At 67.6% G+C, this 4,066-nt stretch carries 2 protein-coding genes; both read right to left on the bottom strand.

Annotation, left to right across the window (positions count from 1 at the left end; translation table 11 throughout):
* Positions 1–3,158 (bottom strand): efflux RND transporter permease subunit (locus CVM52_RS24190; RefSeq protein WP_100164865.1); only part of this gene is annotated, 3,158 nt, incomplete at its 3' end.
* Positions 3,159–3,161: 3 nt separating this feature from the next.
* A partial coding sequence (locus CVM52_RS24185; RefSeq protein ID WP_133119972.1) for an efflux RND transporter periplasmic adaptor subunit occupies positions 3,162–4,066 on the bottom strand: 905 nt, incomplete at its 5' end.

Raw genomic sequence — 4,066 nt, 5'->3', positions numbered from 1 at the left:
AGGGCGCGGTTGGGGCCGCGCAGCGCCCGCCGCAGCGCGATCAGCGGGCGGGTCAGGTCGCCCTGCACCGCCACCAGCGCCGGCACCACCAGCAGCACCAGGAACATGCCAAAGCCCAGCCCGTAAACCAGGGTGATCACCGTCGGTTTCAGGAACAGCGCCTCGACCGAACCCTCGTACAACAACGGCGTCAGCCCCAGCACGGTGGTCAGCGTGGTCAGCATCACCGGCCGCAGCCGGTCGATCGCGCCCTCGATGATCGACGGGATCAGCCCGCGCTCCTGCGCATATTGGTCGATGGTGGTCACCAGCACGATGGAGTCGTTGATGATGATCCCGGTCATGCCCAGCAGACCCACCACCGTGAACATCGACAATGGCACATCCCACTGCGCGTGGCCCCAGATCGCGCCGACCAGGCCGAAAGGGATCACCGCCATCACCACCAGCGGCCGTGTCCAGCTGGAAAACACCCAGGCCAACACCAGGTAGATGCCGGTCAGGCACAGGATCAGGCCGTTGGTGGCATCGCCCAGAAAGGCGTCTTCCTGTTCGCTCAGCCCGGCAAGTTTCCATTCCACCTGATGGGTGCTGGCGATCTCGGGCAGGATCACCCGTTCCAGCGCGGTGCCGATCTCTTCGGCGCGCAGCGGGTCGTCTTCCGAAATGTCGCCGGTCACGTTGATCAGGCGGATGCCGTTTTCGCGCTGGATGGTGGAAAACCCGGTGCGCTGGGTGACGCTGACGATATCGGACAGCGGCACGTAGGCACCCGAAGGCGCCCGCATCAGCGCCCGCTCGAGGAAATCGGCGGTCAGCTCGTTCTCGGGCAGTTCCACCCGGATCTCGGCGCTGCGCGGCCCGTCGGGATAGGTCGCCGCTTCGATCCCGTTCAGCCGCGCCCGCAGCGCCTGGCCCAGATCGTCGATGGTAAAGCCCAGCGCCTGCCCCTGCGCGGTCAGGTCGAGCACGATCTCTTCCTTGTCATAGGCCAGGTTGTCCTGCACCGCAGACACTTCGGGATAGCGCAGCAGCGCGCTCTGCAGCGCCTCGCTGGCAGCTTTCAGGGTCTGCACATTGGCGCCGTAGAACTGCACGTCCAGCGCATCGCCGCCCGGCCCCGAGCGCCAGCTCTGGAATGACAGGATTTCGGTCTTGGGATGCTGCTGAACCCGATCCTGCAAATCGGCGACAAAGGCAAAGCTGGAATAGGGGCGCAGATCGGCATCGATCAGCTCGATGCTGACCGCGCCCAGCAGTTCCCGATCCCTGGCCTCGACCCCCGCCAGCCCGCGCCCGGCATTGCCACCGACCTCGGAGATCACGAAGTCGATCGGGTTCAGCCCATAGCGCTGTTCATAATCCTGGCCCAGGGCGTCGGCGGCGCGCTGCACCGCGTACATCATCGCCATGGTGTCGTCGCGGGTTGCGCCCTCGGCCATGGCGAAATTGCCGGTGACGGTGCCGCGTTCGGGCGCGTTGAAGAACCGCCAGGGCACCTCGCCACGGATGAACACCGCAAGCTGCCCGGCCAGGATCACCGCCGCCCCGGCCAGCACGACGTAACGCGCCCTTACCACCCAGACCATCAGCCGCCGGAACGCGGTATCGCGCAGCCGCTGAAACCCGGCATTCACCATGCGGTTCGGCCAGTCATACCAGTGCCGCTTGCCGCTATGGGTCAGCGCATGTGCCATGTGGTTGGGCAGGATCAGGAAACACTCCACCAGCGAGGCCAACAGCACCACGATCACCGTGAAGGGTATGTCGCGGATCAGATCGCCAAAGCGCCCGCCGATGGTGACCAGCCCGAAAAAGGCGATCACGGTGGTCAGCGTCGCCGCAAAGACCGGCATCGCCATGCGCCGCGCCGCATTTTCCGAGGCCACCACCGGATGTTCGCCCAGCTTGCGGGCGCGGAAATCGGCATGTTCGCCGACGACGATGGCATCGTCCACCACGATGCCGAGCGTCAGGATAAGGCCGAACAGGCTGATCATGTTCAGCGTCAGCCCCGCCGCATACATCAGCGCGATCGCCGCGAACATCGATGCCGGTATGCCCGCCGCCACCCAGAAGGCGATGCGCGCGTTCAGGAACAGGAACAGCAGGATCAACACCAGGCCCAGCCCCACCAGCCCGTTGTCCACCAGGATGTCCAGCCGCGCGGTGATCGCCTCGGCGCGGGTATGGATCAGCTGCGCCGACACGCCCTCCGGCAGCACCGCCTGAAACGCCTGCACCACATCCTCGACCTGGTGCTGGATGTCGATGGCGTCGCCTTTTTCGGCCCGGTCGACACGGATCGACATCGCCGGGTCGCGGCCAACGAAATAGCCATGCGACCGCGTCACCCCTTCCACCCGGATCGTCGCCACATCGCCCACCGTCAGGGTCGAACCGTCGGCATTCGATTTCAGCACGATCCGCGCCAGGTCTTCCGGCGCGCGCTTTTCCGACCCGGTGCGCACGCGGGCATTGGCGCCGGTGATGTCGCCGGCCGGGTTGGCCTCGACCTCGGCACCGATCGCGGCGGCGATCTCGGCGATCGAGACGTCATGCGCGATCAGCTGTTCCGACGGCACCTCGATGATGGTGCGCGGCGCGGCGACGCCGCGAATGGTGGTGCGGGTGACCCCGGCCTCGAACAGGCGCACCACCAGTTCATCGGCAAACAGGCCCAGCTGTTGCGGCGCCAGCGGCCCGCTGATCACCACATCGGTGACGCGGTCGCGCCAGACGCCGCGCCGCACGATCGGGTCGTCGGCCTGTTCCGGAAGATTGGTGATGTTGTCCACCGCGTTCTTCACATCGGTGGCGGCGCGTGCCATGTCCCAGCCCGGTTCGAATTCCAGCCGCACCCGGCCAACATTCTCGCGCGAGGTGGCGCTGGTTTCGGTGACCCCATCCACCGCCAGCAGATAGGGCTCCAGCAGCTGGATAATCGCCGAATCGACATCATTTGGCCCGGCGCCGTCCCAATAGACCGTGACGGTGACGTGATCGACGATCACATCCGGAAAGAATTGCGAGCGCATCTTCGGGATCGCCGCTGCACCCAGCACCAGCAGCACCACCAGCAACAGGTTGGCGGCGGTGCGGTGCCGGGTGAAATAGGACAGCAGCCCCCCCGCCGCGCGCGGGATGTCGCGCACCATGGCCTAGCCCCCCATGCGCGACTCGATCCGCGCCACCAGCACCGCCGGCACCTTGTCGCCGGTCAGCTGGCTCAGCAGCTGCGCCTTTACCTCTTCCGGCATCCGGGTGCTGGCCTCGACAAAGGCCACCAGCCGGGCGCGCCGTTCGCTGCTGAGCACCAGCATCTCGTCCTCGGCTGCGGGCGTGGCGGCGCCGGTGTCCTGCAACGGCCGCACCCGGATACCGGGGCCCAGCAGCGGCGTGCGCCCGACCACGATGTCACGGCCGGCCAGCCCCTCGCCGCGCAGCAACACGTCATTGCCCTGCCGCCGCACCAGCGTCACCGCAATCGCCTCCAGCCGGTTGTCCGGGCCGAGCGCCAGAACCGTGCCCGCCGAATCCAGCGCCGAGGCCGGGAGCAACGCCACCTCGGCCACCGGCGGCTCCTCGACCTCGACCGAGACGAAATCGCCCGGCTTGAATCCCGGAGCCTTGTCCAGCCGGGCAAACAGCACGCGGCCGGACTGGCCCTCGCCCGGGCCGGCGCTGTCGCGGCTGATCTGGCCCTGCGCCACCAGGTCGGCGCCATCGGCATCCAGCACCGCGCGCACCGGCGCGCGGATCAGCTGGCCGTCGGCATCCAGCAGCCGGGCATATTGCGCGGTAGAAATGCGGAACGACACTTCCAGCGCGTCGGGATCGACCAGCATGGCCAGCTTTTCATTGGCCGAGACCAGCCGCCCCTCCACCAGCGTCACCTCGCTCAGCGTCGCGCCAAACGGCGCCCGCAGGGTGGTTTCGGCCAGGTCGCGCTGGGCCTCTTCCTCGGCAATACGGGCGCGCGCCAGATTGGTCGCCGCCTGGTCCACCCGCGCCTCGGCATTGGCCAGGGCCAGGCGGCTGGCCAGCAGCGCCTGCCGCGCCGAGG

The organism is Pseudooceanicola lipolyticus, from assembly GCF_002786325.1.
GTDB lineage: Bacteria > Pseudomonadota > Alphaproteobacteria > Rhodobacterales > Rhodobacteraceae > Pseudooceanicola_C > Pseudooceanicola_C lipolyticus.
This window is presented reverse-complemented; position numbering and strand designations above follow the sequence as displayed.